This is a genomic window from Pseudomonas sp. H9, assembly GCF_004353925.1.
In the GTDB taxonomy this organism is placed as follows: Bacteria; Pseudomonadota; Gammaproteobacteria; order Pseudomonadales; family Pseudomonadaceae; genus Aquipseudomonas.
In genome coordinates this window covers 141,963-168,361 of record NZ_SMOK01000008.1, presented here as the reverse complement: position 1 = coordinate 168,361, position 26,399 = coordinate 141,963, and the positions used below count along the sequence as shown (strand labels likewise).

General features: G+C 59.3%; 24 protein-coding genes, 1 tRNA gene and 1 pseudogene. 14 read left to right on the top strand and 12 right to left on the bottom strand.

Features of this window, described 5'->3' with window-relative positions:
* The 3 genes and pseudogenes from E1573_RS06960 to E1573_RS06950 form a co-directional block, all read right to left on the bottom strand.
* Nucleotides 1-143 (bottom strand): annotated as a pseudogene (locus E1573_RS06960) (IS3 family transposase); the annotation flags it as partial.
* 102 nt (nucleotides 144-245) lie between these two features.
* A tRNA-Pro gene (locus tag E1573_RS06955) sits at nucleotides 246-322 on the bottom strand.
* A gap of 60 nt (nucleotides 323-382) precedes the next feature.
* Entirely contained in the window at nucleotides 383-604 is a 222-nt protein-coding gene (locus E1573_RS06950; protein WP_133211950.1) for a YgdI/YgdR family lipoprotein, read from the bottom strand.
* A gap of 186 nt (nucleotides 605-790) precedes the next feature.
* On the opposite strand from E1573_RS06950, the gene moaB reads away from it, so the two are divergent.
* Both moaB and glp read left to right on the top strand, forming a co-directional pair.
* Nucleotides 791-1,330, top strand: coding sequence for a molybdenum cofactor biosynthesis protein B (moaB, locus tag E1573_RS06945; RefSeq protein ID WP_133211948.1), 540 nt, complete (start codon nucleotides 791-793; stop codon nucleotides 1,328-1,330).
* Nucleotides 1,331-1,349: 19 nt separating this feature from the next.
* Complete coding sequence (glp, locus tag E1573_RS06940; protein WP_133211966.1) at nucleotides 1,350-2,537, top strand: gephyrin-like molybdotransferase Glp; 1,188 nt, start codon at nucleotides 1,350-1,352, stop codon at nucleotides 2,535-2,537.
* Here glp and E1573_RS06935 read toward each other — a convergent pair.
* Nucleotides 2,526-3,773: a glycosyltransferase family 4 protein gene (locus E1573_RS06935; RefSeq protein WP_133211946.1), complete on the bottom strand. Its 1,248-nt coding sequence runs from the start codon at nucleotides 3,771-3,773 to the stop codon at nucleotides 2,526-2,528. The genes glp and E1573_RS06935 overlap by 12 nt on opposite strands.
* Nucleotides 3,774-3,836: 63 nt before the next feature.
* The gene (locus tag E1573_RS06930) at nucleotides 3,837-5,291 is read right to left on the bottom strand and encodes a mannose-1-phosphate guanylyltransferase/mannose-6-phosphate isomerase (RefSeq protein ID WP_133211944.1); all 1,455 of its coding nucleotides are present in this window, start codon (nucleotides 5,289-5,291) and stop codon (nucleotides 3,837-3,839) included.
* Nucleotides 5,292-5,568: 277 nt separating this feature from the next.
* Here E1573_RS06930 and yegS point away from each other — a divergent pair, with 277 nt between their 5' ends.
* Nucleotides 5,569-6,468 carry a lipid kinase YegS gene (gene yegS, locus E1573_RS06925; protein ID WP_133211942.1) on the top strand — a complete coding sequence of 300 codons (900 nt, stop codon included), beginning with the start codon at nucleotides 5,569-5,571 and terminating at the stop codon, nucleotides 6,466-6,468.
* Here yegS and E1573_RS06920 read toward each other — a convergent pair.
* From E1573_RS06920 to E1573_RS06910, 3 genes are all read right to left on the bottom strand, one after another.
* Nucleotides 6,452-7,111, bottom strand: coding sequence for a response regulator transcription factor (locus E1573_RS06920; protein WP_133211940.1), 660 nt, complete (start codon nucleotides 7,109-7,111; stop codon nucleotides 6,452-6,454). The genes yegS and E1573_RS06920 overlap by 17 nt on opposite strands.
* A complete protein-coding gene (locus E1573_RS06915; protein WP_133211938.1) occupies nucleotides 7,101-7,997 on the bottom strand; it encodes a sensor histidine kinase in 897 nt (298 codons plus the stop codon). Before E1573_RS06915 ends, E1573_RS06920 begins: the two co-directional genes overlap by 11 nt.
* Before the next feature lie 447 nt (nucleotides 7,998-8,444).
* Nucleotides 8,445-8,942: a histidine kinase gene (locus E1573_RS06910; RefSeq protein WP_133211936.1), complete on the bottom strand. Its 498-nt coding sequence runs from the start codon at nucleotides 8,940-8,942 to the stop codon at nucleotides 8,445-8,447.
* 350 nt (nucleotides 8,943-9,292) lie between these two features.
* Here E1573_RS06910 and E1573_RS06905 point away from each other — a divergent pair, with 350 nt between their 5' ends.
* Complete coding sequence (locus tag E1573_RS06905; protein ID WP_133211934.1) at nucleotides 9,293-10,228, top strand: chemotaxis protein CheV; 936 nt, start codon at nucleotides 9,293-9,295, stop codon at nucleotides 10,226-10,228.
* A gap of 45 nt (nucleotides 10,229-10,273) precedes the next feature.
* Nucleotides 10,274-11,077, top strand: a complete 804-nt coding sequence (locus tag E1573_RS06900; RefSeq protein WP_133211932.1) for an MOSC domain-containing protein — start codon at nucleotides 10,274-10,276, stop codon at nucleotides 11,075-11,077.
* A gap of 71 nt (nucleotides 11,078-11,148) precedes the next feature.
* On the opposite strand, the gene E1573_RS06895 is transcribed toward E1573_RS06900, so the two are convergent.
* On the bottom strand, nucleotides 11,149-13,077 hold the full coding sequence (locus E1573_RS06895) for a transglycosylase SLT domain-containing protein (protein WP_133211930.1): 1,929 nt from the start codon (nucleotides 13,075-13,077) through the stop codon (nucleotides 11,149-11,151).
* 221 nt (nucleotides 13,078-13,298) lie between these two features.
* On the opposite strand from E1573_RS06895, the gene E1573_RS06890 reads away from it, so the two are divergent.
* The gene (locus E1573_RS06890) at nucleotides 13,299-15,224 is read left to right on the top strand and encodes an ATP-binding cassette domain-containing protein (RefSeq protein WP_133211928.1); all 1,926 of its coding nucleotides are present in this window, start codon (nucleotides 13,299-13,301) and stop codon (nucleotides 15,222-15,224) included.
* A gap of 119 nt (nucleotides 15,225-15,343) precedes the next feature.
* Here E1573_RS06890 and E1573_RS06885 read toward each other — a convergent pair whose 3' ends face one another.
* Complete coding sequence (locus E1573_RS06885; RefSeq protein WP_133211926.1) at nucleotides 15,344-15,784, bottom strand: universal stress protein; 441 nt, start codon at nucleotides 15,782-15,784, stop codon at nucleotides 15,344-15,346.
* 109 nt (nucleotides 15,785-15,893) lie between these two features.
* Here E1573_RS06885 and E1573_RS06880 point away from each other — a divergent pair, with 109 nt between their 5' ends.
* The 7 genes from E1573_RS06880 to E1573_RS06850 all read left to right on the top strand — a co-directional run bounded on the left by E1573_RS06880 (nucleotide 15,894) and on the right by E1573_RS06850 (nucleotide 24,261).
* On the top strand, nucleotides 15,894-16,331 hold the full coding sequence (locus E1573_RS06880; protein ID WP_133211924.1) for a hypothetical protein: 438 nt from the start codon (nucleotides 15,894-15,896) through the stop codon (nucleotides 16,329-16,331).
* Between the two features lie 598 nt (nucleotides 16,332-16,929).
* A complete protein-coding gene (fadB, locus tag E1573_RS06875) occupies nucleotides 16,930-19,077 on the top strand; it encodes a fatty acid oxidation complex subunit alpha FadB (RefSeq protein WP_133211922.1) in 2,148 nt (715 codons plus the stop codon).
* Nucleotides 19,078-19,106: 29 nt separating this feature from the next.
* Nucleotides 19,107-20,282 carry an acetyl-CoA C-acyltransferase FadA gene (gene fadA / locus E1573_RS06870; protein WP_133211920.1) on the top strand — a complete coding sequence of 392 codons (1,176 nt, stop codon included), beginning with the start codon at nucleotides 19,107-19,109 and terminating at the stop codon, nucleotides 20,280-20,282.
* A 78-nt stretch (nucleotides 20,283-20,360) separates the two neighbouring features.
* A complete protein-coding gene (locus E1573_RS06865) occupies nucleotides 20,361-20,624 on the top strand; it encodes a DUF1653 domain-containing protein (protein ID WP_133211918.1) in 264 nt (87 codons plus the stop codon).
* An 86-nt stretch (nucleotides 20,625-20,710) separates the two neighbouring features.
* Complete coding sequence (gene topA / locus E1573_RS06860; protein WP_133211916.1) at nucleotides 20,711-23,323, top strand: type I DNA topoisomerase; 2,613 nt, start codon at nucleotides 20,711-20,713, stop codon at nucleotides 23,321-23,323.
* A gap of 132 nt (nucleotides 23,324-23,455) precedes the next feature.
* Nucleotides 23,456-23,977, top strand: coding sequence for a DUF6586 family protein (locus E1573_RS06855; RefSeq protein WP_133211914.1), 522 nt, complete (start codon nucleotides 23,456-23,458; stop codon nucleotides 23,975-23,977).
* 50 nt (nucleotides 23,978-24,027) lie between these two features.
* Entirely contained in the window at nucleotides 24,028-24,261 is a 234-nt protein-coding gene (locus E1573_RS06850; RefSeq protein WP_045194907.1) for a hypothetical protein, read from the top strand.
* Nucleotides 24,262-24,326: 65 nt separating this feature from the next.
* On the opposite strand, the gene sulA is transcribed toward E1573_RS06850, so the two are convergent.
* Together sulA and lexA are read right to left on the bottom strand one after the other, a co-directional pair.
* Nucleotides 24,327-24,809, bottom strand: a complete 483-nt coding sequence (gene sulA, locus E1573_RS06845) for an SOS-induced cell division inhibitor SulA (protein ID WP_133211912.1) — start codon at nucleotides 24,807-24,809, stop codon at nucleotides 24,327-24,329.
* An 11-nt stretch (nucleotides 24,810-24,820) separates the two neighbouring features.
* On the bottom strand, nucleotides 24,821-25,429 hold the full coding sequence (gene lexA / locus E1573_RS06840; RefSeq protein WP_133211910.1) for a transcriptional repressor LexA: 609 nt from the start codon (nucleotides 25,427-25,429) through the stop codon (nucleotides 24,821-24,823).
* 230 nt (nucleotides 25,430-25,659) lie between these two features.
* Here lexA and E1573_RS06835 point away from each other — a divergent pair, with 230 nt between their 5' ends.
* The gene (locus E1573_RS06835; RefSeq protein ID WP_133211908.1) at nucleotides 25,660-26,373 is read left to right on the top strand and encodes a TetR/AcrR family transcriptional regulator; all 714 of its coding nucleotides are present in this window, start codon (nucleotides 25,660-25,662) and stop codon (nucleotides 26,371-26,373) included.
* The last annotated feature ends 26 nt before the right edge of the window (nucleotides 26,374-26,399 follow it).

Here is a 26,399-nt window from a genome sequence, read left to right as displayed (position 1 = left end):
ACCAGAACCGTCGACCGACCCTGGATGCCATACCGCACCTGGGCCTGTTTGTAGGTCAGTTCGCCTTTTTCGATCTGATCAACGACGGCCAATTTAAAAGACAGCGAGTAATCTCGCTGTGTGCGCTTTACACCTTGCTCCATCTGACTCTCCGGAAATTCGGGATGGGAGGTGTAAACCTTATTCAGGACGGGACATCCCAAAACAAAAAGCCCGCACAAGGGCGGGCTTTTTGCTGAGTAAGTTGGTCGGAGAGACAGGATTCGAACCTGCGGCCTTCTCGTCCCGAACGAGACGCGCTACCTGGCTGCGCTACACTCCGATGGAGAAAATATTACTCAATTCGTTCTCCTCGACAAGCCCTTCCGGGTGGTCGCCGCGATCAAAGATCCTTGACGGTACGGACCTGATCTTTGTTGATGCGCGTGAGCTTGCCGTCGAGCTGCTCGAACTCATAGAAGCCCGTTTCATCATCGTACTGCGGTGTGTCTACTGCCTGGATCTCTCGACCGTCGTTCAAGGTGATGACGGTGGGCGAGGCGCAGCCGGCCAGTGTACCCAGGCCCAGTGCGAGCAAGAATGCGGGAAGAGTCCGTTGAATCATTTTGTTTCTCCAGTAAAGGATGGGCGTTATGTCCTTGAGACGTATGGTGACGGTGCAAGTTCCCTGTACATAGCAGCATAGACAGTGCGTACACGATTGCCCGCCTTGCAACAGCGCGTTGTCGAGCACGAGGCGGGCAGGGCTGTGATATAACACCGGCCATACTCTCCAAAGGATCAAGGTCCCATGAAAGCCAAGGCAGATGTACCCTTTGTGCCGCTGAATATTGCGGTGTTGACGGTCAGTGATACCCGCACGCTGGAAACCGACACCTCTGGCCAGGTGTTTGTCGATCGTCTGACCGAAGCCGGCCACGGCCTTGCGGCGCGGGTGTTGCTCAAGGACGATCTGTACAAGATTCGCGCCCAGGTCGCCACCTGGATTGCCGATGAGCAGGTGCAAGTGGTGTTGATCACTGGTGGCACCGGCTTTACCGGTCGTGACAGCACGCCTGAAGCAGTTGCCTGCCTGCTGGACAAACAAGTCGATGGCTTCGGTGAGCTGTTCCGCCACATTTCCCTGGCCGATATCGGCACCTCCACCGTTCAATCCCGCGCGTTGGCCGGGTTGGCCAACGGCACCCTGGTCTGCTGCTTGCCTGGCTCGACCAACGCGGTGCGCACCGGTTGGGACGGGATTCTTGCCGACCAGCTCGATGCCCGTCATCGTCCCTGCAACTTCGTCACCCATCTCAAGCAGGCCGAGCCCTGCGTTAGCCGTGGTTGAGCCTGTGAACACTGGGCTGATGCCGGTCGAAGAGGCACTGGCACGCTTGCTGGCACTGGCTGAGTCGGCACCGATTGTCGAGACTGAGCAGGTCACTTTGGCGCAGGCTGAGGGGCGGGTACTGGCAGAAGAGTTGATCGCAAGCCTGGACCTGCCGCCTTGGTCGAACAGCGCCATGGACGGCTACGCCTTGCGGCTGGCGGACTGGCAGGGCGAAGCGTTGCCGGTTAGCCAGCGCATTTTCGCTGGTCACGCTCCTGAGCCACTGCAGGTCGGCACCTGTGCACGGATCTTCACCGGGGCGCCGTTGCCGCCGGGTGCCGATTGCGTCGAAATGCAGGAAAACGCCGAGGTGCTGGACGACCAGCGTGTGCACTTCACTGAGGTGCTGCACATTGGCCAGAACATTCGCCCGCAAGGCCAGGAAACCCGTGCCGGAGAGTCAGTGCTGGCGGCCGGGACCCGTCTGGGGCCAATTGAGTTGGGGCTGGCCGCGACACTCGGCTGTGCCATGCTCAAGGTGGTGCGCAAGGTCAAGGTGGCGGTGCTGTCCACTGGTGACGAGCTGGTTGAGCCAGGTTTACCGTTGGGCCCCGGGCAAATCTACAACAGTAACCGACGGCTGTTGGTCAGTTGGTTGCAGCGCCTGGGGTGTGAAGTGGTGGATGCGGGCATCCTTGCTGATGACCTGCACAAGACCCGTGATTGCCTGAAGGGGCTGGGGCAGGTTGACCTGATACTCTCGACCGGCGGCGTGTCGGTAGGCGAGGCTGACTATTTAGGCCTGGCTTTGCGCGAAGCGGGTGAGCTGGCGCTGTGGAAGTTGGCAATCAAACCGGGCAAGCCGCTGACTTTCGGTCACTTCAATGGTGTACCGGTGATTGGCCTGCCGGGTAACCCGGCGTCGACACTGGTTACCTTTGGCTTGTTGACGCGTCCGTACTTGCTGCGCCGCCAAGGGGTGCAAGATGTCACGCCGTTGCATTTTCCGGTCCCTGCCGGTTTCGACTGGCCCAAAGCCGGCAATCGACGCGAATACCTGCGTGCCCGTCTGGAGCAGGGCCATGCGCTGATTTACAAGAACCAGAGTTCTGGGGTGTTACGCAGCGCCGCCTGGGCCGAAGGCCTGGTGGAGGTGCGCGAAGGCACGACGCCTGCCAAGGGCGACACTGTGCAGTTCATTCCCTTGAGTGAGTTACTCGGCTGAACGGCCGAGCAAGCTATTGTCGTTCAGTTGGACAGGTAGTGGTGCGCGCTGACTCAGGCGCGCATGCACGCTTTCCAGCTGGGCGGCAGCAATGCTCCAGTCATGCCGGTCGTTAACGAACTGACGCGCCGCCTGCGACAACTGACACATGCGCCAAGGCTGGTTAAGCAACTGGGTGATCATCAGTGCCAGTTGGTCGGCGTCATCGCTGCCCAAGTAATGTTCGCCATGGGTTAGCTGCAACCCGGAGGCGCCCTTGAGTGTGGTCACTACCGGTAACCCTGCGGCCATCGCCTCCAGGATCTTGATCTTCGAACCGCCGCCATAACGCAATGGTGCGAAAAAAATCGCCGAATGACGTTGCAGCTCGCGCAAATCCGGTAAGTAGCCGACCCATTCGATGCGTGGGTCGCTCCAGCGCGCTTTCCAGCTTTCCGGCAAGGCATGTCCGACCACGGCCAGGCGCACAGCGGGATTGCTCTGCCAGACTTGCGGAAGTATGTCTTCCAGTGCCCACTCGATGGCTTCGAGGCTGGCGCTGTACTCGAAGTTGCCGACAAACAACAGGCGCTGGCTGCGTGGTGATGGCTGGATGTCCTGGTAGTGCGCGCAATCCACGCCATTGACCACCAGTGAGGCAGGGTAGCCGGTCATGCGGCTGATGTGCTCGACATCCCTGTGGCTGACTGCAACCACTTCTTCGGCCTGGCTCAGCACGCGGTTTTCCCAGCGCCGATAGCGCCAACGGTCAAACGCATTGAATGGCCGCAGCCACAACGGCAGGCGGTCGTGGCGAGCGGCGCCAGACACCGATTCGATGGTGTGTTCACTGAGCAGAAACGGTAGGCGACGGGCTTGCAGGGCCTTTTCGAACGGCTGAAAGCTGTAGCTGTGCTCGATATGAATCACGTCCCAACGTTCTTCCAGCAGCTGTTCGAAGCAATGGCGCAGGTGCGGCGCCAGGCCGTTCACGCTGGCGCGCATCGGGTAGCCAGCGTAGACCGCCGCGAGCAGGTTCAAGGGGCTGTGCAGGGGGCGTCTGGGTAGCACTATCAGGCGTTCAAGCAGGGGCTCGAGCGCCTGGCGTGCCGCCTCGCTGGGCGGTACTTTCGATTGCACCAGCAAGGTGATTCGATGGCCCCGCTGCGCCAAGTTGCGCAGCAGGTGGTATTGCCGGGTTTTGCCGCCGCTGGTGGTTGGCCAGGGCAGGTAAGGCAGTGTCCAGAGTACGCGCATGACCCCTTTCCTCTATTACCAGGCGGGTAACGGCATGCCGATATGAATGGACGCGCCTGGGTGTCAGTTGCTCGCTGGCTCCGGGGCGCGTCCATAGATATCAGTAAAGCGCACGATGTCGTCCTCGCCCATATATTCGCCACTTTGTACTTCGATCATGACCAGGTCGATCACCCCGGGGTTGGTCAGGCGGTGTACCCGCCCCGGTTTGATAAAGGTCGATTCGTTGGTGTCGAGCAAGAATTCGTCATCACCGTTGGTCACACAGGCCATGCCACTGACCACGATCCAGTGTTCGCTGCGGTGGTGATGCATTTGCAGCGACAGCGACGCTTGCGGGCGCACCACAATGCGTTTGATTTTGAAGCGCGGGCCTTCTTCCAGCACGGTGTACATGCCCCACGGGCGGTTCACCGTGCGGTGCAGGCGATAGGCGTCATGGCCCTGATGTTTGAGTTGCTGGGCAATCACCTTGACCTCCTGGCTGCGCGCTGCGTCGGCAATCAGCAGTGCGTCAGGGGTGTCGATGATGATCAGGTTGTCCAGGCCCACGGCACCCACCAGGCGGCGTGGCGAGTCGATGTAGCAGTTGGAGACGTCGTGCAGCACGGTCTCACCATTGCAGTGGTTACCGTTGTGGTCGGCCTCTTTCAAGCCGCGAACCGCTTCCCAGCAGCCAATATCGCTCCAGCCCAGATCGGCGGGCAGCACGGCCACCTGCTTGGAGGATTCCATGACGGCGTAGTCGATGGAGATGTCCGGTACGCGTTCGAAGGTCTGTGGGTCGAGTTCCAGCAGCAGTTCGCGCTCGCCCTGTTTCTGCGAGCTGTGTTGCAGACAGTGCTGGACGCTGGCGAGCAGGTCAGGCACATGCCGATCCAGCTCGGCCAGAATCGCGTCGACACGCATACAGAACATGCCGGCATTCCACAGGTGTTGGCCGCCGTCCAGGTAACCTTGGGCGGTGTCGGCGTCGGGTTTTTCGACAAAACACTGCACTTTGTAGCCTTGGGTGTTCAGCGCCTGGCCCTTTTCAATGTAGCCAAAGCCAGTTTCGGCATGGCTGGGCACCAGGCCAAAGGTAGTGAGCCAGCCAGCCTGCGCCAGTTCACGGGCTTGCTCGACTGCGTGTTCAAAGGCAGGCAGGTCGCTGATCAGGTGATCGGCGGGCAGTACCAGGAGCTGAGCGTCGTCACCGTACAGGTTGGCACAATGCAGGGCGGCAGCGGCAATGGCCGGGGCGGTATTGCGGCCGAAGGGTTCGAGGATGAAGTCCAGTGCCGTGGTGGCCTGGTTCATCTGGCGGTACTCGTCCAGCGTGCGGAAATACACTTCACGGTTGGTGACCGTGACCACGCGTTCGACCCCGGGCAGTGCACGGGCGCGTTCGAAGGTCTTTTGTAGCAGGCTCTGACCGTCGGGCAGGCGCATGAAAGGTTTAGGCATGGTTTCACGGGAAACCGGCCAAAGGCGAGTGCCGGCTCCGCCGGCGATAATGCAGGGAATCAAAACGCTCATTTCACAGCCTTGAGTCAGGGCACTGAGACTACAGTGCGGTAAAGGGAAATCGAAACCTGGCAGGCGTTTGCGTCATGAGTCAATAAAATGACTTTTTCCATCGGCATCGTCCGTGAAGGCCAAATATTTGTCGAATGATGCACCCAGGCGTGCTCCCTTTCAATGATATTTGTGTGAATACAAGGCAATTTTCTTCGTCTTGCAGCCCGCGCGCAGGGAGCAAATGCCCGGCTGTGGCGGTCCAGATGCGGGTTGAATCTTTTTTTGGGGGTGCCACATGACGCAGCAAAAAGCGCTGTTGATACTGCATGGCAAGCAGGCCATGAACGAGCAAGTGCGAGCGGCTGTCGGCGCCCAGCGTCAGCGTGGCTGGCAGTTGGATGTACGCCTGACCTGGGAGGCTGGCGACGCGGCCCGCCTGGTAAGGGAGGCCGTGGCAGCGGGGTATTCACATGTAGTGGCCGGTGGTGGTGATGGCACCTTGCGTGATGTCGCAGAAGCCATGGCGCAGGCGGGTACTGAGGCAAGTCTGGTGCTCCTGCCGCTAGGCACGGCCAATGATTTTGCCCGGGCTGCAGGTGTGCCACTGGAGCCTGAGCAAGCGCTCGAGCTGTTGGACAGCGCTGCCCAGGTCATTGACCTGGGGCGAGTGGGCGATCAACTGTTTCTCAATATGGCCACGGGTGGGTTTGGTAGCCAGGTGACCGCCAACACCTCCGAAGAGCTGAAAAAAGTGCTGGGCGCGGCGGCATACCTGTTCACGGGGCTGTCGCGCTTCAGTGAACTCAGTGCCGCCTCGGTGAACTTGCATGGCCCGGATTTCCATTGGCAAGGAGACTTGCTGGCACTGGGGATCGGCAACGGCCGACAAGCGGGAGGCGGGCATGTACTGTGTCCACAGGCACAGGTTGATGATGGCTTGTTGGAGGTCAGCATTTTACCTGCCCCTCAAGAAGTGGTGGGTACCTTGCGAAGCCTGCTCAGCGACGGGCTAGGCCTTGAAAACCTGTTTGTGCGGGCGCGTCTGCCGTGGGTCGAAATCAAGTGTTCGCAAGGGTTGGACATCAACCTGGATGGCGAGCCACTGCAAGGCGACAGCTTGCGCTTTGAAGTGATGGCGTCGGCCTTGAACGTGCATCTGCCTGAGGATTCGCCACTGCTCAGTCGTCGAGGCTGATGATTTGTTCGCGCACGGCAAACAGCACCAGGCCGGCAACGTCGTAGATCTGCAGGCGTTTCATGATCTGAGAACGGTGAGTTTCCACGGTCTTGATGCTCAACCCCAGCCCGTGGGCAATTTCCCGGGTGGATTTGCCGCGAACAATCAAACGCAGGATTTCCAGCTGTCGGGCTGTCAGGTTGTGGTTCTCCGAAGCCTGCGGCTTGACGGTCTGGGCGCGCAGCAGAGCCTGGTTGATCACGGTGTGAGCAATCGCCGGGCTCAGGTAGCGCTCGTTGCCACACAGTGCCGCCAGGGCCTGTTCCAGTTCGGTGGCTGTTGTGTCTTTGAGCAGATAGCCATGGGCGCCGCTTTCCAGGGCTTGCATGATCAGTTCGGGGTCAGTGTGCATCGACAGGATCAGCACTTTGCACAGGCAGCCGCTGGCGCGTAGCTGGGTCAGTGCGTCAAGGCCGCTGGTCGAACGCATTGAGATGTCCAGCAGGACAATGTCCGGGTCCAGTTGCAGGACCAGCTCAGTCAACTGGCTGCCGTCGTTACCTTCACCCACCACGGTGTAGCCGGGAATGTCTGACACCAGGGCTCGAACACCGGCCCGAATCAGTGAATGGTCATCTACCAGCAGCAATTTACAGGTCATGGACGTTACTTGTCTGGGCGCGTTCAAGGGTGCGTGGTGGCCAGGGGAACAGTGCATTGATGCGTGTGCCCTTGCCGGGCTGGCTGCTGACGGACAGGCTGCCACCCAGCAGCGAAGCACGTTCGAGCATGCCGGCCATGCCGCGTTGCCCTTGATCGGCCGGGTTGCTGGCGGGTACGAAACCTTTGCCGTCATCACTGACAGACAGGGCCAGGCCAGCGGGTTGGCGCTGAATGCTCACCACCAGGTTGTGGGCATCGGCATGGCGCAGCATGTTGGTGACGGCTTCCTGGGTAATGCGGAAGGCGGCAATGGCCATGTCTTCCGAGATTCCGCCCAATCGCTGGCGGCACTCCAGGCTCCAGTGCACGTTGGTGTTTTCCAGGGTGCGTACCAGGTGTGCGCGCAGGCTGGCTTCCAACCCAAGGCTTGAGAGCTGGCGCGGGTTAAGGATGGCAGAGACATCACGAACGTTGGTCAGGGTGTCGTCCAGGGTGCTGCGCAGGGTGCTGCAGTGTTCCTGAAGTTCAGTGGGTACACGACGCTGCAGCCAGTCAGCCTGGAGTTTGGCTGCTGTCAGCAATTGGCCGATGTCGTCGTGCAGTTCTCGGCTCAAGCGCTGGCGCTCATTTTCCTGAACCTTGAGCAGGCGATCGGCCAGTTCTGCCGGGCGCATGGCAATCGAGCGTGCCCAGCGGCGCAGATGCCAGCCGATGCTCAGCATGGCGACGACATGCAGGATCAACACCTCGCCCGGCATTGGCAGCGCGTAGGCGTACAGCACCAGGTTGGCGATGATCGAGGCCAGGCACAGCAGGGCGGTTAGCCCGCGTAGTAGAGCGGCTCCGGGGCGCCAAAGCGTGAGTCTGTTAAGGCGTAAGAGCATAAGAAATGAAGCCACTGAAATATCGCTGAAGAAAGCCTTGAAAAGGTCAAACTAGAGGCGTTGCCGTATTGCCTTCACTAATAATTAAATGTGAAGGGTGGACGCTGCGATGAATACTTGCATCACGAGAGAAAGTCCTCAGGAGCATGACCTGTCGAAGTCCGACGTACCTTTAATTGCGCGCATGGTATCACTTCAAGTCTCGGGCGGGGCGAACTCTTATAACCATCTGAAACGCCAGATTTTACAGGCTGATGCCGCAGGCGTCGTGCGTAAAAATGTAGCACTTTGCCACTGCCGTAAAAGGGTTAGTGCTTCCCAAAAATGAATTAAATCTGCAGTTGTACAAACGACTGCAGAAGTGATTGGCAAATGAAGGAAGTTGGCGTTTAGTGCAGAGCGCAGAATGCTCTGTATGCCGTGGACTGGCTCTTTGTCTATTACCCTTTAGTTGCCTGCGTCAAAGCGTCCAGTTGCGTTGTGCGGGGTGTGCTGTGGGTGTTCACAGGGCATCATGCTCGAACTGCAGGAGGCGCACGGGGACGCCGGGTTCAGGGCCGCTGCCAGGTTGTCCAGCAGTGTGGCTTGTTCGTCTGTGTCCAGGCCCAGGCGACCGGTGCGCGGGTCCACCAGCTCCAGTTGCCAGGCCAATAGTGTCAGGCACTCTTCCAGCGCCGGCAGCGCGCTGCCGGGCAAGCGTGATGGGTGCTCGGCGGTATCCAGTAAATGCTGCAATTGTTTGCTGTAGCTGGCCACTTCTACCAGCCCCAATGACTCGGCGCGTGTGACCAGGGTTGCCAGGGTGTCGTTGAGGCAGTGACAGGCATCCGGATCGTTATCGATCAGTTCCAGATGCTGCAAGCACTCTTCGGCCTGGGTCAGCAAGACTTGGGCGTCCACCAGGAACTCCTGGACCAGGCTGCTGTTCAGTGATTCGTTAGCCATCATTGGGCTCCAGCGCAGAGAGCTGGAGCAGGGGCTGGCCATAATGAGGCGATGGCTGACAAAAGCCTGACTCCGTTCATGCAATGAGAATGGCGTCACATTAATGGCTAATGGATATCGCGAACATCAGGTCTCGCCCGATTGCTGCTAGGGGTTTCCCTGATGCGATGGGTGGTTTGCGACGCTTTGGTGGCGTAAGCGACAGAAGGGGGATGGGTGCAGTTAAGCATGATGTTAAAGTGACATCAATGGCTGTCTGAGCATTTTCTTCAGGGGGTCAAGCTGTGCCTGATCTGGCCGATACAAGGCCAATGGATTCATTTCTTGGAACAAGCCTGGGGGTTCTTTAGATGGCTGGCATTCTCGACACGGTAGACCAAAGAACGCAGCTGGTGGGTGAGAACCGCCTGGAAATCCTGATGTTCCGCCTGGCAGGTCGGCAGTTGTTCGCGATCAACGTGTTCAAGGTTCAAGAAGTGCTGCAAATGCCCAAGCTCACCTTGATGCCGCAGCGCCATGCGTTTGTCTGTGGCGTGGTCAACTTGCGCGGGCAAACATTGCCAGTGATCGACCTGTCTCAGGCGATCGGCATGCGTCCGCTGACACCAGGGCCTGGCAGCACCATTATTGTTACCGAATATAACCGGTCGGTGCAGGCGTTTCTCGTCGGCGGGGTAGATCGCATCGTCAACATGAACTGGGAAGCCATCATGCCGCCTCCCAGCAGTGCTGGTCGCCAGCATTACCTGACAGCGATCAGCAAGGTTGATGAGCAATTGGTGGAAATCATCGACGTTGAGAAGGTGCTGGCGGAAATCGTGCCTTACAGCGCCAAAGTCTCGCGCGACAAACTTGAAGACCCGGTGCTGGCGCGTGCCCGTGGCCGTGAAGTGCTGTTGGTGGACGATTCCACTGTTGCCTTGGCACAGCTGCGCGATACCTTGTCGCAGCTGGGGGTGAAGATGCACGTCGCCAGTGATGGGCTCAAGGCGCTGCGCATGCTCAAAGCCTGGGCTGACGCTGGCGAAGACTTGTGTGAAAAGCTGCTGATGGTTTTTACCGACGCAGAGATGCCGGAAATGGATGGCTACCGCCTGACCACTGAGATCCGCAGCGATGCGCGCTTGCGAGGGCTGCATGTGGTGCTGCACACCTCGCTGTCGGGCAGCTTCAACGAGTCGATGGTGAAAAAGGTCGGCTGTGACAACTTCCTTTCCAAGTTCCAGCCCGACAAGCTGGTCGATGTGGTGCGTCAGCGCTTGATGCTGGATGAAGTGACCGCTTGAGTCGTTATAAGCTAGGGCTTTGAACCGGCATAGGGAAGGTCACACATGCAATTGAGTGCGCTGTATCGATATCCGCTCAAATCCGCGCGCGGCCAGGCGTTGCAGTCCTCTTCGCTGGGCCTGTTGGGCCTGGATGGCGATCGTCGCTGGATGCTTGTGGAGCGCGATAACGGCCGTTTTCTGACCCAGCGGGCCTACCCGCAGATGAGTCAGTTGACGGCGTTGCATGAGGCTGACGGTGGCCTGACCTTGCAGGCCCCTGGGCGCCCGGCGTTGAGTGTGGCCGTGCCAGCGCCTGATGAGGACCTGCGTGGTGTCACGATTTGGCGCGATACCTTTCGTGTTCCGGATGCCGGTGATGTGGCCGCGCAGTGGCTCAGCGAATTCATAGGCAAGGAGGTGCGTCTGGTGCATGTGCCGGAGCAGCGCACCCGTTTCTTGCCTGGTGGCTATGGCCTGAACAGTGACCGAGTGGCGTTCGCCGACGGTTTCCCGTTGTTACTGATTGGTCAGTCTTCGCTGGATGATCTTGTGCATAAGGTCGGGCGGCCGCTGGAGATGTTGCGTTTCCGACCAAACCTGGTCGTGGAAGGCGCCGCGCCGTTTGCCGAAGACGGCTGGAAGCGAATCCGCATTGGTGACATGGAGTTTCGGGTGCTTAAACCATGCGAGCGTTGCATCCTCACCACCATTGATCCGCAGACCGGTGAACGCAGCGCAGACCGTGAGCCGTTGACCACGCTCAAGACCTATCGGCAGAAGGAGGGTGACGTGCTGTTTGGGCAGAACCTGGTGGCTGATGGCAGCGGAGTGCTTGAGGTGGGGATGCCGGTGACAGTGCTGGAATAATGTTTTTATCGCGGGGCAAGCCCGCCCCCACAGGTGTTGTGGGAGCGGGCTTGCCCCGCAATCTGTTTCAATCACTGATCATCAAAATACCGCTCATGCCAGTCCACCAGCGGCTGCGGTGAGTTGAGCTTTTGCCCGTAGATCACCGAGTAAGACAGCACGTTCTGTACGTACTGGCGGGTTTCGTCAAACGGAATCGATTCTACCCACACATCGAAACTCAGATGATCGGCGCCACGCAGCCATTGCCGTACGCGGCCGGGGCCGGCGTTGTAGGCGGCTGAGGCCAGTACACGGTTGCCATTGAACTGGCTGTGCACCTGGCTCAGGTAGGCTGCGCCCAGCTGAATGTTCTTGTCCGGGTTGAACACCTGGGCCGGAGAAGCCAGTGGGATGCTGAATTTGCGTGCGGTTTCCTTGGCAGTGGCGGGCATCAGTTGCATCAGGCCGCTGGCGCCGACGCTGGAGCGGGCGTCTTCCATAAAGGCGCTTTCCTGACGGGTAATGGCGAACACCCAGCTTGAGTGCAGGCCACGCACCTTGGCTTCACGTACCAGGGTGTCGCGGTGGGCCATTGGGAAGCGGATATCCAGATCGTCCCAGTATTGGGCCTGGCTGATGGTACGGATTGCCGGGAAGTACCAGCGCATGTCATAGGCCAGGCGCGCCTGAGCGACCATTTCATCGCGGCTGAAGTGACGGCTGACGTGGTACCACTCGCGGCGACCATCGACGATCTGGCCGCGGGCGTGGAACTCAAGGGCGCGGCGGATACCCGGCGTGTTGCGTACCTTGTTCATCAAGGCCTGGCTCAACACCAGCGGCTTATTGTTCAACTGGTAGGGCGTTTTCGCCCGGTCGGCCGCCAGGAAGCCATAGAAGTCACGCTCGCGGGCAACGGTTTTATACAGCAGTGGCACTTGCGGGTTCTGTGGTTGAGCCAGTTCAAGGCTGCGCGCTTGCCAGTAACGCCAGCGGTTGCTGCTGGCCAGATCTTGCGGCAGGCGCTTGGTCAGGTTGTAGGCATCTTCCCAGCGGCCCAGGCGCAGCAGCAGGCGCAGGCGCCATTCGGTCACGGTGTTGTCGCGCAGTTCGGGATCGTAGCGCGTCATCAGGTCTAGCGCGCGTGGATCATAGCGACGTGCCAGGGTCAGGCCGATTTCCCGGGCGATCGCGACTTTTTCGTCGCGGGAGAAATGCATGCGGTTGGCGTAGTCGTCCAGCAGGCTCATGGCCCGTTCCGGGTCTTGCCGCGCCAGGCGGCGCAGGCCGAGGCTGACGACGTCAGACATGGCTTCATTGACTGGCACAAAACGCCCGGGGTTATTCAGCAACTGCGGCTTTTGCGCAACTTCAACCAGCAGGCGACCTTGTGGCGCCAATGTGGTGAGGGATTTGGTCAGGCTGTTGGCCAAGCCAAAGTTGCGGGCTTGGGCTGCAAGTTTGGTGCGTTCCCAGCGTTTTTGCTCCGTGAGCTGGCCTTCGGCTGCCCAGCGGTCGAACAAGGCATCGCAGGCCGCAGGCTGCGACTTGCCCACCAGCCACAGTTTTTCTGCTGAGGCATAGCCTTCGGCACGCTGGCCCTGGATCAGCTGGCGCTGACCGTTGAGGCAGTCGAGCTCGGTGAAGTTCAGCTTCGGATCGTAATAGCGGCTGAAGGTTTCCCATTCGCCGCGCTCGGCCAGCCAGCGCAACCAGCGCAACTTCATCCAGTTGGCCTGGGGCAAGTCGCCATGGGCAGCGAGAAATTTCTCGATTTCCGCATTACTGGCGGTTTTCAGGCGTGCGGTCAGTTCGTCGTAGGCCAGATAAGGCGTCAACGGGTAATCGCTCAACGCTTGGGCGTAGCGCAGGTACGGACCTTTATCGCCCTTGGCCAAGGCGCGTTTGGCCTCGTCGTAGTACTGGCGCTGCACAGTGATGTCGGTGGCCTGGGCGACGTTGGCCGCAGAGGCCGAAAGAAGCAGGCAGGAAATGAGGTTGAACAGGCGGCTGCGCATGAGACTTCCGGGCAGTTTGACCATGAAAAGTGACGGCGAAGCCAGCACTGTTGGGGTAACAAAGCTTAAGCTTAGCCGTTTGCCGTAGGCGGATGAAAGCATTGTGCTTGTATCTAGTTGTAATCGCACGGCCTGTCGTCGGATCTGACCGTACGTGTGTCTGCTTAATGTGAAGCGAGGCCAAGTCGGGTAGAATGCGCGCCCGGTTTTTGGAGAAGATCATGACCCTGCTCAAATTAAGCGATGTGTCCCTTGCGTTCGGCGCCATGCCGTTGTTGGACAAGGTGTCCTGGCAGATCGCCCGTGGCGAGCGGGTGTGCATTATCGGCCGTAATGGTACGGGCAAATCGAGCATGCTGCGCCTGGTCAAAGGTGACCAGAAGCCCGACGACGGCGATGTCTGGCGCGCACCCGGGTTGAAAATCGGCGAGCTGCCGCAGGAGCTACCGGTGGCTGACGAGCGCACGGTGTTCGACGTGGTTGCCGAAGGTCTCGATGGCGTCGGTGCCTTGCTGGCCGAGTACCACCACCTGAGTCAGAACATCCACAGCGACGCCGACCTGGACAAGCTCATGCATGTCCAGCACGAGCTGGAATCGCGGGATGGCTGGCGTCTGCAGCAACTGGTCGACAGCACCCTCAGCCGCTTACAACTGCCGGCTGACAAGACCCTGGCCGAGCTATCCGGTGGCTGGCGCCGTCGCGTGCTGCTGGCTCAGGCGCTGGTGTCCGAGCCTGATCTGCTGCTGCTCGACGAACCGACCAACCACCTGGATATCGGCGCCATTGCCTGGCTGGAAGAAGCCCTCAGCGGCTTCGGCGGCGCGGTGCTGTTCATCACCCACGACCGTTCGTTCCTGCAAAACCTGGCCACGCGCATCCTTGAGCTGGACCGTGGCGGCCTGATCGACTGGAACGGCGACTACGCCAGCTTCCTGGTACACAAGGAAGCGATGCTGGCGGCGGAAGAAACCGCTAACGCGCTGTTTGACAAAAAGCTGGCTCAGGAAGAAGTCTGGATTCGTCAGGGCATCAAGGCCCGACGCACCCGTAACGAAGGCCGCGTTCGTGCGCTCAAGGCGTTGCGCGTTGAGCGTAGTGAACGCCGCGAACGTCAGGGCAAGGCGAACATTCAGCTCGACGTGGCGGAGAAATCCGGCAAACAGGTGATGGTGCTGGAAAATGTCAGCTTCAATCACCCCGGTGGCCCGCAACTGGTCAAGGATTTTTCCATGGTCCTGCAGCGCGAGGACCGCATCGGTCTGCTCGGCGCCAACGGCACAGGCAAGACCACATTGCTCAAACTGATGTTGGGCGACCTTGAGCCTACCAGCGGTAAGGTCGAGTCCGGCACGCGTCTGGAAGTAGCCTATTTCGATCAGCTGCGCCATCAGCTGGACCTGGAAAAGACCGTGATCGACAACCTGTCCGAAGGTCGCGACTTCATCGAGATCGACGGGCAGAACCGTCATGTCCTCAGCTACCTGGGCGACTTCCTGTTCAGCCCCCAGCGTGCTCGTACGCCGGTCAAGGCGCTGTCGGGTGGTGAGCGCGCACGTTTGCTGTTGGCCAAGTTGTTCAGCAAGCCGGCGAACCTGCTGGTACTCGACGAACCGACCAACGACCTCGACGTTGAGACGCTCGAACTGCTTGAAGAGGTGCTGTCGGCGTTCAAGGGCACTGTGTTGATGGTCAGCCACGACCGGGCCTTCCTCGACAACGTGGTCACCAGCACCCTGGTGTTCGAGGGCGAGGGCAAGGTACGCGAATACGTCGGTGGTTATCAGGACTGGATTCGTCAGGGCGGATCGCCGAAGTTGCTCGGCGTCACCGAGAGCAAGTCGGGCAAGTCCGAGCTCAATACGGCCGTTGTTGAGACCGTAGCGCCGGCGCCAGTCGTCGCTGCTGCACCGGCGGCTGAGACACCGAAGAAAAAGCTCAGCTACAAGCTTCAGCGTGAGCTGGAAGCGTTACCGGGCCAGATCGACGAGCTGGAGCAGCAGATGGCTGCGGTGCAGGAAGAGATTTCCGATCCGGCGTTCTATCAGCGCCCCATTGAGCAAACCTCCGCTGTGCTGGCGCGCCTGGAACAGATGCAGGCCGAGCTGGATGTGCTGGTGGAGCGCTGGGCCGAACTCGACAGCTAAGGAAGGGCGTGTGGGAGCGGGCCTGCCCCGCGATTACGATGTCACTGACACACCGCAATCGCGGGGCAAGCCCGCTCCCACCAGAATCAGCAAGACGGTATCTCCCACCGTCGCTTGGCTTACGAAGTTTTCAACAGGCGTACAGCCAGCACATCACAGGGTGCGCCGTGCAGTACGTCGTTGGCAGTGGAGCCCAGCAGCAGTGCCAGGCCGTGGCGACCATGGCTGCCGACCACGATCAGGTCGCAGCCATTTTCCTTGGCCAGTTGATGGATTTCCTGACGGGGTTGGCCGTAGGTCAGGTGTGAATCACCACGCTTGATATCAGGGTATTTGACGAACAGGCGGTCCATGCGCTCTTTGGCTTGGTCGAACTGTTGTTGTTGCAGCTGTGACAGGTCCATCGGCACGTCGCCACCAAAGGCCATGGCCATCGGCTCGACGATGTGTACCAGCGAAACTTTGGCCTGGGTAGGCGCGGCCAGCGTCATGGCGCGTTTGATGACCGGGTCGCATTCTTCGGTCAGGTCGACGGCAACCAGAATGTGTTCGTAGGGCATGAGAGGCTCTCCTGACAGTCGCGATAGTTCAAGTATGGTCGGTTTCAGGCTGATCGCTGGGTACCTCGGCTAACCAGCTCATTTAAAACGCTTTATGGGAATAACAGATATGACGGTCTGGGTAGTGGTGTCAATCCTTGCGCTGATTCTCAGTCCTTTGGCCTGGCTGCGTCCTTCACGCAATCAGAGTGGTCGAATGGCCCTGCGTATGGAAGCCCGACGCATGGGGCTGACGATGCAACTGGCGCCTCAGGAGTGGCCGCACTGGTTGCCCAAAGAGCCGCCAAGCCCCTGTGCTCAGTACGTACGGCCGCGGCGTCAGGGCAGGGCAGACACCTGGAGCTACTGGCAAACCACGCCGGGTACCTGGCTCAATCAGTGGCGTGAGCCTTGTGCTGATCCTGTGCATGCAGAACAGCTCGCGCGTTTGCCCGACAGCGTTTACAAGGTCGAAGCTGGCCCGCAGATGGTTGCTCTGTACTGGGGGGAGCGCGGTGAACCGGCTGTATTGCAGGATATTGCCGCAGTGTTGAAAGCGTTGGCATGACCTCGGGCAATAGGTGTTGCTCAGTGGGAGCGGGCTTGCCCCGCGATTGCGGTTTACATGTCACGCCGCAATCGCGGGGCAAGCCCGCTCCTACCAGAGGCGGATGAGCCAATAAAAAGCCCGATATACGCATCGGGCAGGCGGGCCAGGCAGGCCGGTATTGATCATGATTCTCCCTTCCAGTGTAGCGGTCTCGCCGCTATCCGCATTTTTTCGTGTCTTTTTATTTACTCCTGACGTGCGTTGATCCGGCGTTTGGGTGTGTACCTCGCTGACGACTATCGTTGCCATGAATACGGTTCGATCACCGATACCGGTGTTTGCCCGTGCTCGGCAGAAAATGACCGCAAAGTCGCGTTTTCAGGCTGCTTTCGGGCATTTGACAACGGCGATCTTTTCGTTGAATGTGTGCATACCCAAATCAAACGGGCGTATGAATTGAGCGTTTGTATGTCAGAAGGCTCTTACAGAATCCCGACTATCGCGCTGACGGGTGTGCCTGGCGCAAAGATTCGGCAACACATGGCCAGCGGCCAGCCGGGTCTTTCACCAGCGATTGGCGTGTACAGTTCAGCTTCCATATCGTGGAGATCAGTTGATGATTTACGAAGGTAAAGCCATCACGGTTAAGGCTCTTGAAAGCGGCATCGTCGAACTGAAGTTCGACCTCAAGGGTGAGTCCGTCAACAAGTTCAACCGTCTTACCCTGAACGAATTGCGTCAGGCTGTAGACACCATCAAGGCCGACGCATCGATCAAGGGCGTGATTGTCAGCAGTGGCAAGGACGTCTTCATCGTCGGCGCGGATATCACCGAGTTTGTCGACAACTTCAAGCTGCCCGAGGCCGAACTGGTCGCCGGCAACCTGGAAGCCAACCGGATTTTCAGTGACTTTGAAGACCTGGCCGTTCCTACCGTAGCTGCGATCAATGGCATCGCTCTGGGCGGCGGTCTGGAAATGTGTCTGGCTGCCGACTACCGCGTGATGTCCAGCAGCGCCAAGATCGGCCTGCCGGAAGTCAAGCTGGGTATCTACCCGGGCTTCGGTGGTACCGTGCGCCTGCCGCGTATCATCGGTGCTGACAACGCCATCGAGTGGATTGCCGCCGGCAAGGAAAACCGCGCTGAAGACGCGCTGAAAGTCGGTGCGGTCGATGCGGTGGTTGCGCCTGAGTTGCTGCAGGCCGCTGCACTGGACCTGATCAAGCGCGCCATCAGCGGCGAGTTCGATCACAAGGCCAAGCGTCAGCCTAAGCTCGAGAAGCTCAAGCTCAACGCCATCGAGCAGATGATGTCCTTCGAAACCGCCAAAGGTTTCGTTGCCGGCCAGGCGGGCCCGAACTACCCGGCACCCGTTGAAGCGATCAAGAGTATCCAGAAAGCAGCCAACTTCGGTCGTGACAAAGCGCTGGAAGTTGAAGCGGCTGGCTTCGTCAAGCTGGCCAAGACCTCGGTTGCCGAGAGCCTGATCGGTCTGTTCCTCAACGACCAGGAACTCAAGCGCAAGGCCAAGGCCCACGACGAAATCGCACGTGACGTCAAACAGGCTGCAGTGCTCGGCGCAGGCATCATGGGTGGCGGTATCGCCTACCAGTCGGCGGTCAAGGGCACCCCGATCCTGATGAAAGACATCAACGAAGGTGCTATCCAGCTGGGCTTGAACGAAGCTTCCAAGCTGTTGGGCAAGCGCGTTGAGAAAGGTCGCCTGACCCCGGCAAAAATGGCCGAAGCGCTGAACGCGATTCGCCCGACCCTGTCGTACGGCGATTTCGCCAACGTCGACATCGTTGTTGAAGCTGTGGTCGAGAACCCGAAGGTCAAGCAGGCTGTGCTGGCTGAAGTGGAAGGCCAGGTGAAGGAAGACGCCATTCTGGCTTCCAACACCTCGACCATCTCCATCAACCTGCTGGCCAAGGCGCTCAAGCGCCCGGAAAACTTTGTTGGTATGCACTTCTTCAACCCTGTGCACATGATGCCGTTGGTTGAAGTCATTCGTGGTGAGAAGTCCAGCGATGTGGCTGTTGCCACCACCGTTGCCTACGCCAAGAAAATGGGCAAGAACCCGATCGTGGTCAACGACTGCCCGGGCTTTTTGGTCAACCGTGTACTGTTCCCGTACTTCGGTGGTTTCGCCAAACTGGTCAGCGCCGGTGTCGACTTCGTGCGCATCGACAAAGTCATGGAAAAGTTCGGCTGGCCAATGGGCCCTGCCTACCTGATGGACGTGGTCGGTATCGACACCGGTCACCACGGCCGTGACGTCATGGCTGAAGGTTTCCCGGACCGCATGAAGGACGACCGCCGTTCAGCTGTCGACGCCCTGTACGAAGCCAACCGTCTGGGTCAGAAGAATGGCAAGGGTTTCTACGCCTACGAAACCGATAAGCGCGGCAAGCCGAAGAAAGTCGCTGACGCTGCTGTCCTCGAAGTGCTCAAGCCCGTCGTTTACGAGCAACGTGAAGTCACTGACGAAGACATCATCAACTGGATGATGGTCCCACTGTGCCTGGAAACCGTTCGTTGCCTGGAAGACGGCATCGTTGAAACCGCCGCAGAAGCCGATATGGGCCTGGTCTACGGCATTGGTTTCCCTCCGTTCCGTGGCGGCGCGCTGCGCTACATCGACTCGATCGGTGTTGCTGAATTCGTAGCCCTGGCAGACAAGTACGCCGATCTGGGTCCGCTGTATCACCCCACCGCGAAGCTGCGTGAGATGGCCAAAAACGGCCAGAGCTTCTTCGGTTAAGCGCCCAACGATAAAGAGCGAGAGAATATATGAGCCTGAATCCAAGAGACGTGGTGATTGTCGACTTCGGTCGCACGCCAATGGGCCGCTCCAAGGGTGGCATGCACCGCAACACCCGTGCCGAAGACATGTCCGCGCACCTGATCAGCAAGGTGCTGGAGCGCAATACCAAGGTCGATCCCAGCGAAGTTGAAGACGTTATCTGGGGTTGCGTCAACCAGACCCTGGAGCAGGGCTGGAACATCGCCCGCATGGCGTCGTTGATGACTCAGATTCCGCACACTGCAGCCGGCCAGACTGTCAGCCGCCTGTGTGGTTCGTCCATGAGCGCCCTGCACACTGCGGCGCAGGCGATCATGACCGGTAACGGTGACGTCTTCGTCGTCGGCGGCGTGGAGCACATGGGCCACGTCAGCATGATGCACGGCGTCGATCCGAACCCGCACATGTCGCTGTACGCCGCCAAGGCCTCGGGCATGATGGGCCTGACCGCTGAAATGCTCGGCAAGATGCACGGCATCAGCCGTGAGCAGCAAGACCTGTTCGGCCTGCGCTCGCACCAGCTCGCCCACAAGGCGACGGTCGAGGGTAAGTTCAAGGATGAAATCATCCCGATGCAGGGCTACGACGAGAACGGTTTCCTCAAGGTCTTCGACTACGATGAAACCATTCGCCCGGACACTACCCTGGAAAGCCTGGCGGCGTTGAAGCCAGCGTTCAACCCTAAAGGTGGTACGGTAACGGCGGGTACGTCTTCGCAGATTACCGACGGTGCTTCGTGCATGATCGTGATGTCGGCCCAGCGCGCGCAGGACCTGGGCATTCAGCCGCTGGCGGTGATCCGCTCCATGGCGGTGGCCGGCGTCGACCCGGCGATCATGGGCTATGGCCCGGTTCCGGCAACTCAGAAAGCGCTCAAGCGTGCTGGCCTGACCATGGCCGACATCGACTTCATCGAGCTCAACGAAGCCTTCGCCGCACAAGCCTTGCCAGTGCTGAAGGATTTGAAAGTGCTCGACAAGATGGATGAGAAGGTTAACCTGCACGGTGGCGCCATTGCTCTGGGCCATCCGTTCGGTTGCTCGGGTGCTCGGATTTCCGGCACGCTGCTCAACGTTATGAAGCAGAATGGCGGGACCTTTGGCGTTTCGACCATGTGCGTCGGCCTGGGCCAAGGTATCACCACCGTCTTCGAACGCGTTTAAGCGTTTCGCGGATGGAAACCGGGGCCTGGTGCCCCGGTTTTTGTTTTTGCAAAATTTTTTTTCAAGAGGGTGAGCAACATGCAGATACAGCCAGGCGTATACCGGCATTACAAGGGGCCTGAGTATCGTGTGTTCGGTACAGCGCGTCATTCTGAAACCGAGGAGTGGATGGTGGTTTACCAGACGCTTTATGGCGATTTCAGCTGCTGGTTGCGTCCGCTGACGATGTTTACCGAGTCGGTTGAGGTTGACGGAAAGTGCGTACCGCGCTTTGCTTTGATCACGCCCGAGGCCGAGCAGTTTCCTCCTCCGGCGCCTGAGCAGCTATTGCGTCAAGCTTGACCTCACTCTGTTGCCACTATATATAGCGGTGCCGCGTCAGGTACCTGCCGTGTTTTTATTTTCAGTATTCAGGAATTTTCCGATCCATGGGCAAATCGCTGGTCATTGTGGAATCCCCGGCTAAGGCCAAGACCATCAACAAGTACCTGGGCAGCCAGTACGTGGTGAAGTCGAGTATCGGCCATATCCGCGACCTGCCCACCAGCGGTTCGGCCAGTGCCAGCAAGGAACCTGCTGCCAAGCGCGGAAAAGCCGCTGCAGGCGAGGCACCAGCCCTGTCGCCCAAAGAAAAGGCCCGCAAGCAACTGGTTGCGCGCATGGGGGTTGATCCGGACCACGGCTGGAAAGCCAAGTACGAGATCCTTCCAGGCAAGGAAAAGGTCATCGAAGAACTGCGTCGTCTGGCCAAAGATGCCGACACCATCTATCTCGCAACCGACTTGGATCGCGAGGGGGAAGCCATCGCCTGGCACCTGCGCGAGGCCATTGGTGGTGACGACAGCCGCTACAAGCGTGTGGTGTTCAACGAAATTACCAAGAAGGCCATCCAGGAGGCCTTTTCTCAGCCGGGTGAACTGGACATTGATCGGGTCAATGCCCAGCAGGCCCGTCGCTTCCTCGACCGAGTAGTGGGCTACATGGTCTCGCCGCTGCTGTGGGCCAAAATCGCCCGTGGCTTGTCTGCCGGTCGTGTGCAATCGGTTGCGGTGAAGCTGGTGGTTGAGCGTGAGCGTGAGATTCGCGCGTTCATCCCGGAAGAGTACTGGGAAGTGCACGCCGACCTGGGCACTGCCAAGGACGCCAAAGTACGCTTCGAAGTGTCCCGGGAGAAGGGCGACGCCTTCAAGCCGCTCAACGAAGCGCAGGCCATGGCCGCGCTGGAGAAGCTCAAGTCTTCCAGCTTCACCGTTGCCAAGCGTGAAGACCGCCCGACCAGCAGCAAGCCGTCGGCACCGTTCATTACCTCTACCTTGCAGCAGGCGGCGAGCAATCGCCTGGGCTTCGGGGTAAAGAAGACCATGATGATGGCTCAGCGTCTGTACGAAGCGGGCTACATCACCTATATGCGTACCGACTCGACCAACCTGTCGGCAGACGCCGTGGAAATGGCCCGTAGCTACATTGAGAGCGAGTTTGGCAAGAAGTACCTGCCAGAATCGCCGATTGTCTACGGCAGCAAGGAGGGTGCTCAGGAGGCGCACGAAGCGATTCGTCCTTCCGACGTCAACACTCACCCGACCAAGCTCAGTGGTATGGAGCGCGATGCCGAGCGCCTGTACGAGCTGATCTGGCGTCAGTTCCTCGCTTGCCAGATGCCACCCGCACAGTACCTGTCGACCACCGTCAGCGTCACTGCGGGCGATTTCGAGCTGCGTGCCAAGGGTCGTATCCTCAAGTTCGATGGTTACACCCGTGTACTGCCACAGCAGAGCAAGCCGGGTGATGACGACGTTTTGCCGGAAATGAACCAGGGTGAAGTGCTCAAGCTGATCGCGCTCGACCCAAGCCAGCACTTTACCAAGCCGCCTGCGCGTTACTCCGAGGCTAGCCTGGTCAAGGAAATGGAAAAGCGTGGTATCGGTCGGCCTTCCACGTACGCAGCGATTATTTCGACGATCCAGGATCGCGGCTACGTGACCTTGCACAACCGTCGGTTCTATTCGGAAAAGATGGGCGATATCGTCACTGAGCGCCTGTCCGAAAGCTTCTCCAACCTGATGGACTACGGCTTCACCGCCGGCATGGAAGAGAACCTCGACGATGTCGCCCAAGGTGAACGCGACTGGAAGAACGTGCTCGACGAGTTCTACGGCGACTTCAGCAGCAAGCTCAAGCTTGCTGAAGACGGCGAGAAGGGCATGCGTGCCAACCAGCCGACCCTCACCAACATTCCGTGCAAGGATTGCGGGCGGCCGATGATGATTCGTACCGCTTCCACCGGTGTGTTCCTCGGTTGCTCGGGGTACAGCCTGCCACCCAAAGAGCGCTGCAAGGCCACGGTAAACCTGGTGCCGGGTGACGAAATTGCCGCCGATGACGAAGGTGAGTCGGAATCGCGCGTGCTGCTCAACAAGCACCGCTGCCCGATTTGCTCCACGGCAATGGATGCGTACTTGCTCGACGAAAAACACAAGCTGCATATCTGTGGTAACAACCCGGATTGCACCGGCTATGAAATCGAAGAGGGCAGCTACCGCATCAAGGGTTACGAAGGGCCGAGCCTGGAGTGCGACAAGTGCGGTAGTGAAATGCAGCTTAAAACCGGTCGTTTCGGTAAGTTCTTCGGCTGCACCAACGCTGAATGCAAGAACACCCGCAAGCTGCTGAAAAGCGGTGAGGCAGCACCACCGAAGATGGACGCGGTGAAGATGCCGGAGCTCAAGTGCGAGAAGGTCAATGACACCTACGTGCTGCGTGATGGTGCTTCGGGGTTGTTCCTGGCCGCCAGCCAGTTCCCGAAAAACCGTGAAACCCGCGCACCGTTGGTGATCGAGATTATTCCGCACAAGGACGAAATCGATCCGAAGTATCACTTCCTCTGTGAAGCGCCGAAGAAGGATCCGGAAGGTCGCCCGGCGGTGATTCGCTACAGCCGCAAAACCAAGGAGCAGTACGTGCAGACCGAGGTTGAGGGTAAGCCGACGGGCTGGCGCGCCTTCTACGACGGCAATGCCTGGAAGGTTGAAGACAAGCGTTGATAGCGCTGTATTGATGTAATCGCGGGGCAAGCCCGCTCCTACCTGTAGGAGCGGGCTTGCCCCGCGATGCTTTTAACGCCCGCAATGGTGTAAATTCACAGACCGCCTTGCAGCCTTTCGGAGGGCACCCAGATGGCCCAGGAACTCTACACCCGTACCAACCAGAAGATTTACTTCGCAGGCCTGGCGCTTGACGCCATGGGCAAGGCACAAGAGAGTCGGGCCATGAATGCTCAGGCGCTGATCCAGGCCGAGCGTGAATCGGCGCTGTTTCACCTCTACGGTGCATTGCTGGGGCTTTGTCACGAAATAGCCGGTTTCTACCGCTTGCCGCAGGCAGGGGCGCCGCGCGCAGAACTGTTGCTGACCCGGGAAGTGCTGGACGCAGTTGCCATTCCAGAAATGGCCGAATTGGTTGAGCTGGCTGAGCAGCGTGAGACCTGGTTGGCGCAACTGCTCGGAGCTTATGCCGATTTATTCCGACCGCCGGTCGCGAAAAAGGCACCGAAAACTGACGTCACCCAGCCGTTGATTCAGGCGGTAAGCCTTGATGAGGCTGAAGCGCAGCCGCTTTCGCGGGAAGAGCTGGAGAGCTGGCGGCAGAACCTTAAAGGTTTGACGGTTCGTTTTCGTGAAGGCCTGAGTGAGTGCTGATTGAGGCACTCGCTGGTACAATAGCCGCCTTTCGTGGAGAGCAGCCCCTTATGCCAACGTCCTTTTTAGAAATTGTCGAGTTGCCTGATGGCCGGATCGAGTTGCGCCGTGCCGAGGACGAAGGCTCCCTGGTAACCCTGGATTTCTCCGAGGACGCCAAGGCCTTTCTGCAGGGTCAACATGTTGAGGTGGCCAAGGCCATGCTCAGTGTTGGTGTGCAGATGGCTGGCAAGCTGGTGGAAGGTGAAATCGAGCGAGACGACGGGCCGCGCGTTCTGCATTGATCGTGCTGCGTGGCTTCCTCGTCCTGAGGAAGCCTGACAAAACCTACCGATAGCGATCCTGGATATCAGCCAAGGCGGATGTTCAGGCTTTGTGCATCTCCCGCGCGTGCCGCATTGCTCAATTGCTGGCGGGTGCTGCTGTTGACCGTATTCAACCAGCTGACCACAGTATGGCTGCGGCCCAGGCGTAAGGCTTCACAGGCCAATTGCAGTGCGCTCTGGTTGCCGCGTGGATGCAGCAGCAGGATGCGTTCGCGGTTAAGGCCGGCATCACGTAACCATGCCTGAGTCAGGCTGGCCGGCGGGGCGATCAGCGTTAGCCAGCGCTCGTCCTGCTCTTCGCTCAATTCACTCAGTTCGCGCAGCATGGGGGCCAGCAGGCTCTGGCAGCTGCCCAACGCGCCACGCAAGGACAGTTCGCTGAAAACCTGAGCTGCGCCAGGGTGCGGTGCAGGTTTGCTGGTTTTCAGTCCGGGCAGCACAGGCTGGGCCAGGAACGCTTCGAACAGGGGCAATTGTGCTTGCTGTGGTGCATGGGGGAACTGCATGACGCCTCCTTTTATCGACGAATAACGCCGACACTCAAGCCCTCGATCACCAGCTCCTGTTCTTTCAGGTTGACTTCGATGGGGGCGAACTCGGGGTTTTCAGCAATCAGCCAGACCTTGCTGCCTTCTCGCTTGAAGCGCTTGACCGTCACCTCGTCACCCAGGCGGGCGACGACGATCTGGCCATTACGGGCTTCGCGGCAGGTATGGACGGCGAGCAGGTCGCCATCGACAATGCCGACGTCTTTCATGCTCATGCCGTTAACGCGTAGCAGGTAGTCGGCCCGGGGGTGAAAGAAGGCCGGGTTGATGTTGCAGGACTCTTCGATGTGCTGCTGGGCAAGGATCGGAGCACCGGCCGCAACGCGGCCAATGATCGGCAGGCCGCTTTCTTCAGCCTTGGCTTCAAGGCCTGGGATGCGAATGCCGCGCGAGGCGCCAGGGGTCATCTCGATGGCGCCCTTGCGCGCGAGGGCCTTGAGGTGTTCTTCGGCGGCGTTGGGCGACTTGAAGCCCAGCTCCTGGGCAATTTCCGCACGGGTAGGCGGGAAGCCGTTGTCTTCCAGGCAGCGTTTGATAAAAGCCAGAATCTCAGCTTGGCGTGGCGTCAGTTTTAGCATGTCGATCGCTCTGTCTTTTTATACAGTGACTGGAATTATATACAGTAGATGGCAAGCTGCAAGCGTCTAGCGGCAAGAAAGAGTGGTGCCAGGTGTGAAGTGCTTGCAGCTTGCGGCCTGTGGCTGTGTTTTAATAGCTGACTGCCCGGACGCAAAACGGCTGTGCAGGCTTGACAAATCACTACTTTAAAACGTATGTTTCAAACACGTGTTTGTCAGGCGGAGTAGTCATGGCGCAGTCGGAAACCGTTGAACGCATTCTCGATGCTGCCGAGCAGTTGTTCGCGGAAAAAGGTTTTGCCGAAACCTCATTGCGGCTGATCACCAGCAAGGCCGGCGTCAACCTGGCGGCGGTGAATTACCATTTCGGTTCCAAGAAGGCGCTGATCCAGGCGGTCTTCTCACGCTTCCTCGGCCCGTTCTGCACAAGCCTCGAGCGCGAGCTGGAGCGTCGTCAGGCGCGCCCTGAGCACAAGCCTAGCCTTGAAGAGCTATTGGAAATCCTGGTCGAGCAGGCGTTGGCGGTACAGCCTCGTAGCGGCAACGACTTGTCCATCTTCATGCGTCTGTTGGGCCTGGCGTTCAGCCAGAGCCAGGGGCATTTGCGTCGTTACCTGGAAGACATGTACGGCAAGGTGTTCCGTCGTTATATGTTGCTGGTCAACGAAGCCGCTCCCCGTATTCCGCCCATTGAACTGTTCTGGCGTGTGCATTTCATGCTCGGTGCTGCGGCGTTCAGCATGTCCGGTATCAAGGCCTTGCGGGCCATTGCCGAGACCGATTTCGGCGTCAATACCTCGATCGAGCAGGTCATGCGCCTGATGGTGCCATTCCTCGCTGCGGGCATGCGCGCCGACAGCGGTGTCACCGATGAAGCCATGGCCGCAGCGCAGCTGCGCCCGCGCAGTAAATCGTCGAGTACAACGGCCGCTGCCAAGGCGTGAGGTCATGGCTGGGCGCGGCGGGCCGC

Bases quoted from the DNA above. Each gene is read 5' to 3' on its own strand.
- E1573_RS06950 (WP_133211950.1), bottom strand. From the start codon at position 604: ATGATTCAACGGACTCTTCCCGCATTCTTGCTCGCACTGGGCCTGGGT.
- moaB (WP_133211948.1), top strand. From the start codon at position 791: ATGAAAGCCAAGGCAGATGTACCCTTTGTGCCGCTGAATATTGCGGTG.
- glp (WP_133211966.1), top strand. From the start codon at position 1,350: ATGCCGGTCGAAGAGGCACTGGCACGCTTGCTGGCACTGGCTGAGTCG.
- E1573_RS06935 (WP_133211946.1), bottom strand. From the start codon at position 3,773: ATGCGCGTACTCTGGACACTGCCTTACCTGCCCTGGCCAACCACCAGC.
- E1573_RS06930 (WP_133211944.1), bottom strand. From the start codon at position 5,291: ATGAGCGTTTTGATTCCCTGCATTATCGCCGGCGGAGCCGGCACTCGC.
- yegS (WP_133211942.1), top strand. From the start codon at position 5,569: ATGACGCAGCAAAAAGCGCTGTTGATACTGCATGGCAAGCAGGCCATG.
- E1573_RS06920 (WP_133211940.1), bottom strand. From the start codon at position 7,111: ATGACCTGTAAATTGCTGCTGGTAGATGACCATTCACTGATTCGGGCC.
- E1573_RS06915 (WP_133211938.1), bottom strand. From the start codon at position 7,997: ATGCTCTTACGCCTTAACAGACTCACGCTTTGGCGCCCCGGAGCCGCT.
- E1573_RS06910 (WP_133211936.1), bottom strand. From the start codon at position 8,942: ATGGCTAACGAATCACTGAACAGCAGCCTGGTCCAGGAGTTCCTGGTG.
- E1573_RS06905 (WP_133211934.1), top strand. From the start codon at position 9,293: ATGGCTGGCATTCTCGACACGGTAGACCAAAGAACGCAGCTGGTGGGT.
- E1573_RS06900 (WP_133211932.1), top strand. From the start codon at position 10,274: ATGCAATTGAGTGCGCTGTATCGATATCCGCTCAAATCCGCGCGCGGC.
- E1573_RS06895 (WP_133211930.1), bottom strand. From the start codon at position 13,077: ATGCGCAGCCGCCTGTTCAACCTCATTTCCTGCCTGCTTCTTTCGGCC.
- E1573_RS06890 (WP_133211928.1), top strand. From the start codon at position 13,299: ATGACCCTGCTCAAATTAAGCGATGTGTCCCTTGCGTTCGGCGCCATG.
- E1573_RS06885 (WP_133211926.1), bottom strand. From the start codon at position 15,784: ATGCCCTACGAACACATTCTGGTTGCCGTCGACCTGACCGAAGAATGC.
- E1573_RS06880 (WP_133211924.1), top strand. From the start codon at position 15,894: ATGACGGTCTGGGTAGTGGTGTCAATCCTTGCGCTGATTCTCAGTCCT.
- fadB (WP_133211922.1), top strand. From the start codon at position 16,930: ATGATTTACGAAGGTAAAGCCATCACGGTTAAGGCTCTTGAAAGCGGC.
- fadA (WP_133211920.1), top strand. From the start codon at position 19,107: ATGAGCCTGAATCCAAGAGACGTGGTGATTGTCGACTTCGGTCGCACG.
- E1573_RS06865 (WP_133211918.1), top strand. From the start codon at position 20,361: ATGCAGATACAGCCAGGCGTATACCGGCATTACAAGGGGCCTGAGTAT.
- topA (WP_133211916.1), top strand. From the start codon at position 20,711: ATGGGCAAATCGCTGGTCATTGTGGAATCCCCGGCTAAGGCCAAGACC.
- E1573_RS06855 (WP_133211914.1), top strand. From the start codon at position 23,456: ATGGCCCAGGAACTCTACACCCGTACCAACCAGAAGATTTACTTCGCA.
- E1573_RS06850 (WP_045194907.1), top strand. From the start codon at position 24,028: ATGCCAACGTCCTTTTTAGAAATTGTCGAGTTGCCTGATGGCCGGATC.
- sulA (WP_133211912.1), bottom strand. From the start codon at position 24,809: ATGCAGTTCCCCCATGCACCACAGCAAGCACAATTGCCCCTGTTCGAA.
- lexA (WP_133211910.1), bottom strand. From the start codon at position 25,429: ATGCTAAAACTGACGCCACGCCAAGCTGAGATTCTGGCTTTTATCAAA.
- E1573_RS06835 (WP_133211908.1), top strand. From the start codon at position 25,660: ATGGCGCAGTCGGAAACCGTTGAACGCATTCTCGATGCTGCCGAGCAG.